Origin of the sequence: Nonomuraea lactucae (assembly GCF_003313395.1) — a bacterium.
GTDB lineage: Bacteria > Actinomycetota > Actinomycetes > Streptosporangiales > Streptosporangiaceae > Nonomuraea > Nonomuraea lactucae.
Genome location: NZ_QNFZ01000827.1, coordinates 1 through 5,639, shown reverse-complemented (window position 1 = coordinate 5,639; position 5,639 = coordinate 1). Strand labels below are relative to the sequence as shown.

Genomic DNA, 5,639 nt, shown 5'->3' with positions numbered 1-5,639 from the left:
CGGGGCGCCCGATGCGCCGGGAGGGCCCGACGGGCCGGGGACGCCGCGCAGGCCCTGGTCACCGCGCTCGCCCGGCGGCCCGACCTTCGGCACGCCACCGAGCTGCCGCACCTGCTGCACGAGGATCGCCCGGTCGCGCTGCGCCGCACGCAGCTCGTCGACCAGGTCGCGGATGGCGGCCGACACCCAGAAGGCCAGCAGACCGAGGACCGCGACGGACACGATGAGGACGATGTCGCGCCGGTTGACGCGCAGCCGCAGTTCGGCCATCAGGACATCCCGTTCGTGGCGAGCCAGATCTGGACGAGGATGGACACCAGCAGCAGCGCCGCCGGGATGACGCCCGCGTAGACGCTCTGCCTCCAGTTGGCGCCGCGGTCGCGCTCGCGGGTCTCGATGCGCGTGACCAGCGCCTTGATCTCGCTCTCCAGCCGGTCCGCCAGCGCGTCGAGATCACGTTCGACCGTGATGAACCGCCGCTCTATGGCGCGCTGTTCGGCGACGAACACCTCCTGCGACATGAGTCGTTGGGCTGCGCGCTGCAGGTCGACGAGACGTCGTGCGAGCTCGCCCGTGGAGGGCTCATCGGCCATCTGGACTCCTGGGAATGACTAACTCAAGAGTCGCCCATGGTAGTGGAATGGCTACTTAACGCGACACCGATATCGGTGGCCTTTCAGGCGAACAGCGCCCGGCCCCAGTAGTCGCCCGCGTCGCGCACCCCCGGCGGGCACGCGAACAGGCCGCTCGACACGTGCTTGATGTACTCGTTCAGCGGATCCTGCTTGGCCAGGGCCATCTGCACGGGCACGAACTGGGTGCGCGGGTCGCGCTGGTAGGCGATGAAGAACAGGCCCGCGTCCAGTCGGCCGAGCCCGTCGGAGCCGTCCACGTAGTTGTAGCCGCGGCGCAGCAGGTGGGCGTTGCCGTGGTTGCTGGGATGGGCCAGCCGGATGTGGGCGTCGGAGGCGATGTACGGCTGGCCGTCCGGCCCCTTGGCGGCGAAGTCGGGGGTGTCGAACTCGGCCTTCCCGCCCAGTGGCGCGCCCTCGCCCTTGTCGCGCCCGAAGATCGCCTGCTGCTCGGCCAGCGAGGTCCGGTCCCAGGTCTCGATCGTCATGCGGATCTTCCGGGTCACCATGTAGGTGCCGCCCGCCATCCAGTCGTTCCCCTGCGCCCAGAGGTGGTCGCGCAGCAGCTTGGCGTCCTCCAGCTTGAGGTTGTTGGTGCCGTCCTTGAACCCCATCAGGTTGCGCGGGGTGGCCTGGGCGCGGGAGGTGGAGGACGTACGGCCGAACCCGAGCTGCGACCACTTCACCGAGACCCTGCCGAAGCCGATCCTGGCCAGGTTGCGGATGGCGTGCACCGCCACCTGCGGGTCGTGCGCGCAGGCCTGCACGCACAGGTCGCCGCCCGAGATCTCCGGCGCGAGCTGCTCGCCGGGGAACTTCGGCAGGTCGGCCAGGGCCGCGGGGCGCTTGGCGGCGAGCCCGAACCGGTCGTCGAAGAGCGACGGCCCGAACCCGATCGTCAGCGTCAGCCCGGAGGCCGGCAGGCCGAGCGCCTCGCCCGTGTCGTCGGGCGCCGCCTCGGCGTCGCCCCCGACCGCGCCGAACGCGCCCGCCTCCTTGCCCTGGGTGAGCCTGGCCGCGGCGGCCGTCCACTCCTGCAGCAGGTCGGCGAGCTCGGCCCGCTTGCCGGTGGTGACGTCGAAGGAGACGAAGTGCAGCCGGTCCTGCGCGGGCGTCACGATGCCCGCCTGGTGCTCGCCGTAGAAGGGGACGGGGGCGGAGGTGGAGGAGGCGTGGGCGACCGGTGGCTCGTCGAGCAGCGAGCGGGCGGCCACCGCGCCCGCGCCCACCACCGCGGCCCCCGCCGCGCCCAGGCCGAACAGCTTTCTCCGGCTGAGGCGCTCGCCCTCCGTCCGGGCGCCGCCGTCGCTCGTCGCCTGGCTCCCGCTCTCCGCCACGTCTGCCTCCAGCTCGTACTGCGCGTTTCTATTCCGCCACGATCGGTCTACTTCGCCACGATCGGTGCGATCCCGCTGATCGGCTCGCCGAGGGCGTTGATCGCGTCGGAGAGCTTCTTCAGCTCGGCCTTGGTCAGCTCGTTGTGCAGCTTCCAGCCGTCACCCTTCTGGTGCACGGCCAGCGCGGCCTCGGCCGCGGCGAACTTCTCGTCCAGCGTCCTGACCAGGTCGGGCGCCCGTTCCTCCAGCACGGGGCGCAGCGCCTGCACCGCGGCCTTGGAGCCTTCGAGGTTGGCGTCGAAGTCCCACAGGTCGGTGTGCGACCAGATGTCCTCCTCACCGGTGATCTTCCCGCTGGCGACCTCGTCGAGGAGCTCCTTGGCGCCGTTGGCGAGGTTCAGCGGGGTGAGGTCGGTGGCGTTCGCCTTGGCGACGATGGTCTTGACATCGGCGATCAGCTTGTCGGCGATCGGGCCGTCCTTGCCGACGTCCTTCTTGATCCACAGGTCCTTCTCGATCCGGTGGAAGCCGGTCCACTCCTCGCCGTCGGCGAGGTCGGCCTCTCGGGCGTCGATGGCCGGGTCGAGGTCGCCGAAGATCTCCGCCACCGGCTCGATCCGCTCCCAGTACGTACGGGAGACCGGATACAGCGCCTTGGCCTTGGCGATGTCGCCGGCCTTGACCGCGTCGACGAACTCCTGCGTCTTGACCAGCAGCGTCTCGCTCTGCGACTTGACGTAGCGCTTGTAGTCGGCGGTCGCCTGGGCCAGCTTGGCGTCCTTGGTGAGCGGCCTGTGCTCGCCCGTCACCTTGAGCGGGTTGCGGATGCCCTTGCCCACCATGCCCGGCTTGCAGGCCGTCTCGTACGTGCCCGCGGGCAGCTCGGCGATGAGGTCCCGGGTCAGGCCCGGCACGATGTTCTCCACCTCGGCCATGACGCGGTCGCCCGGCGCGTACACGTAGAACTCGGTGACCTTGCCGCCGCCGTTGGTGATCGCGAACGTGGTGGTGCCGGCGGCCACCTCGGCGGCGGCGACCTTGCACTCGGTGTCGGACGCGGCCACGGCGATCTTCCCCGGCTTGGCCGGCGCCGCGGAGCCGGTGGCGGCCGGCTCTCCTGACCCGCAGGCGGCGAGACCGGCGAGGGCGAGCGCGCCGAGGGCCGGGGCGAGAGCGCGGAGGGTGGGACTGGGCATGTTGCTCCTGTTCGGGCCGCGGGGGTCAGGCCGCGGAGGCGGTGGACGTGGAGGAGGGAACCCTCTTGCCGCGCTGCGGGAGCAGGAAGAGGAGCAGGGTGGGGACGAGGTACAGGGCCCAGGCGGCGACCTCCAGCACGCTGGGCTGCGGCGTGACGTTGATCGTGCCGGCGAGCAGCGTGCCGTACCAGGAGTCGGCGGGGAGGACGGCGCTGATGTCGAAGGCGTGCGCGTTGAGGCCGGGCAGGACGCCGGCCTCCTGCAGGTCGTGCACGCCGTACTTGAAGATGCCCGCGGCCACCAGGATCAGCAGCAGCCCCGTCCAGGTGAAGAACGTCGTGAGGTTGATCCGCAGGGCGCTGCGGTAGATGCCCCAGCCGATGGCGACGGAGGTGAGCAGGCCGAGGGTGATGCCGGCCAGCGGCGCCGGCGAGGTGGTGGCGCCCTGCACCGAGGCGAAGAACAGCAGCGCCGTCTCCAGGCCCTCGCGCACCACGGCCAGGAACGCCATCGCGACGACGGCCAGCGAGCCCAATTGGAGGGCGTCGCTGAGCCTGCCGCGCAGCTCGCCGGACAGGCCGCGGGCCGTACGGCGCATCCAGAAGATCATCCAGGTGACGAACGCCACGGCGAGCAGCGAGACGATCGCCTCGAACAGCTCCTGGCTGGTGTAGGCGAGGTTGGCGGCGGTGAAGGTGAGCAGCGCGCCGAACCCGACCGACAGCGCGGTGGCGGCGGCGACGCCCGTCCATACATGGGGGAGCCTGTCCCCGCGGTCGCTCTTGACCAGGAAGGCGATGAGGACCGAGACGACGAGCGTCGCCTCCAGCCCTTCACGCAGGCCGATGAGGTAGCTGGCGAACACGGTCACTCCGGGCGCGATAGTCGCGGTATGGCAAGCAGTGCGGCAGTAGGCAAGGCTAACCTAATTACGACAGGTCTCCCGGTCCGGCGCAAGCCTGGAGACAGACGTCACACCATCACAGGTAGTCACGGGCGGCAGGCGGTCGACGTCTATGGCGACCTATTTCACCGCGCATAACAGGTAAAGGTGCGGTGTGCAGCGTTCCCCTCGGGCGCGTCGCCCAGCAAAGTGACGCCAGTAGCCGTACAGGGGGAACGCGATGGACTACCGGCCGGATGAGGCCTTCGGCGTGCGGGTGGCGGGGCTGCCCGCCGCCGGGCTGGAGGAGCTGCGGTTCGCGCGCACCTGGGAGCTGGTCGACGAGCTCCTCGACATGGAGGGGGAGCCCGGGGACGGCCTCGCCGAGCTGCTGGCCGCGGAGCTGACCGGCAAGATGGAGGTGCTGCGGCGGCTGGCCGGTGACGACGCGTTCCTGCGCGGGCTGGCGTGCTCGCGGCCCGCGCTGTCGGCCCGCCTGGAGAGCTGGCTCGCCTCCCCGGACGCGGTGCCCAAGCTGCCCGTGCTCGCCCGCCTGACCAGGCACGTCGCCCGCGCCGCTGCCACGACGAGCCCGCACGCCGCGTTCATGATCAGCGGGCTGGGCCGCTGGGCCGACGACGGCCCGGCCGAGGCGCCGGCGGGGCGGCTGCGCTGGAAGGCCGTGGCCGAGATCGAGCTGGGCACGGTGTGGCGGATCTGGGAGGCGCTGTCGAGGCGGCCCGGGCTGCGCGAGGCCGTGGAGGTGCGGATCAACCCGAGCCTGTGGCAGGAGGACGGGCGGCTGTGGTTCCTCGGCGCCGGTGAACGGGAGGCGCTCGCCGGACTGCCCTGCGGGCCCACCCCCTCCGGGTCTTCCCAGGCCGGGCTGCCGGCGGAGCCCACGCTCGCCGGGGTGTTCGCCTGGCTTGGCGCCACCACCGACCCGACGGTGGGCGCGCTCGAACGCGCCGTCGCCTCGCCCGGACTGGTGGAGCGGCTGCTGGGGATCGGGCTGCTGGAGCGGCGGCGGCCCTTCGCCGACCAGGCCCTGGACCCGCTGGCCGACCTCGCGGCGTGGGTCGAGGAGGTGCTGCCCGGCGACTCGCCCGACCGGCCCTGGCTGCCCACCGCGCTCCGCGAGGCGGTGGAGGCCACGTACGGCGAGCGGATCCGGCACGTGGCCGGATGGCTGCTCGCCCGCCTCGGCGACAAGGCATCCGATGGCGGTGAGGCGGCACCGGTGCCCGGTGACGGGGTGGGGGTGGAGGGCGACGGGAAGGTGCGGCTTGCGCACGCGAGCGTGCGGCTGGAGACCGCGGTGTCGCCCGAGCCGCCGGTCGTCTGCGGGCGACCCGCCTGGCGGCCGGTGCTCCGTGACCTGGACACCGTGCGCCGCCTGGCGGGCGTGTTCGACCCCGACCTGCTGGTCAAGCTGACGGCGGCTGAGCACTTCCTGGAGCGGTACGGGGCCGATGCCTCGGTGCCGTTCCTCCGCTTCTACCGCGACGCGCCCGCCTCGTCACCCGGGCTGCGCGCCCTCCTCGACCGCGGCGCCGCCCCGGACAGCCCGGCCGCGCGCCAGCTCGCCGGG

General features: G+C 72.1%; 6 protein-coding genes. 1 reads left to right on the top strand and 5 read right to left on the bottom strand.

The features are described 5' to 3' along the window. The 5 genes from DQW85_RS28770 to efeU all read right to left on the bottom strand — a co-directional run. Positions 1-270: hypothetical protein (locus DQW85_RS28770; protein ID WP_205315488.1), on the bottom strand; the 270-nt coding region annotated here is incomplete at its 3' end. Further along, complete coding sequence (locus DQW85_RS28765; protein ID WP_113703000.1) at positions 270-593, bottom strand: hypothetical protein; 324 nt, start codon at positions 591-593, stop codon at positions 270-272. The genes DQW85_RS28770 and DQW85_RS28765, both read right to left, overlap by 1 nt. A gap of 83 nt (positions 594-676) precedes the next feature. After that, on the bottom strand, positions 677-1,969 hold the full coding sequence (gene efeB, locus DQW85_RS28760; protein WP_113702999.1) for an iron uptake transporter deferrochelatase/peroxidase subunit: 1,293 nt from the start codon (positions 1,967-1,969) through the stop codon (positions 677-679). A 47-nt stretch (positions 1,970-2,016) separates the two neighbouring features. Continuing rightward, positions 2,017-3,165: an iron uptake system protein EfeO gene (gene efeO, locus DQW85_RS28755; protein ID WP_113702998.1), complete on the bottom strand. Its 1,149-nt coding sequence runs from the start codon at positions 3,163-3,165 to the stop codon at positions 2,017-2,019. Between the two features lie 25 nt (positions 3,166-3,190). Then, positions 3,191-4,036: an iron uptake transporter permease EfeU gene (efeU, locus tag DQW85_RS28750; protein ID WP_205315487.1), complete on the bottom strand. Its 846-nt coding sequence runs from the start codon at positions 4,034-4,036 to the stop codon at positions 3,191-3,193. A gap of 253 nt (positions 4,037-4,289) precedes the next feature. Here efeU and DQW85_RS28745 point away from each other — a divergent pair. Then, positions 4,290-5,639: lantibiotic dehydratase (locus DQW85_RS28745; RefSeq protein WP_205315486.1), on the top strand; the 1,350-nt coding region annotated here is incomplete at its 3' end.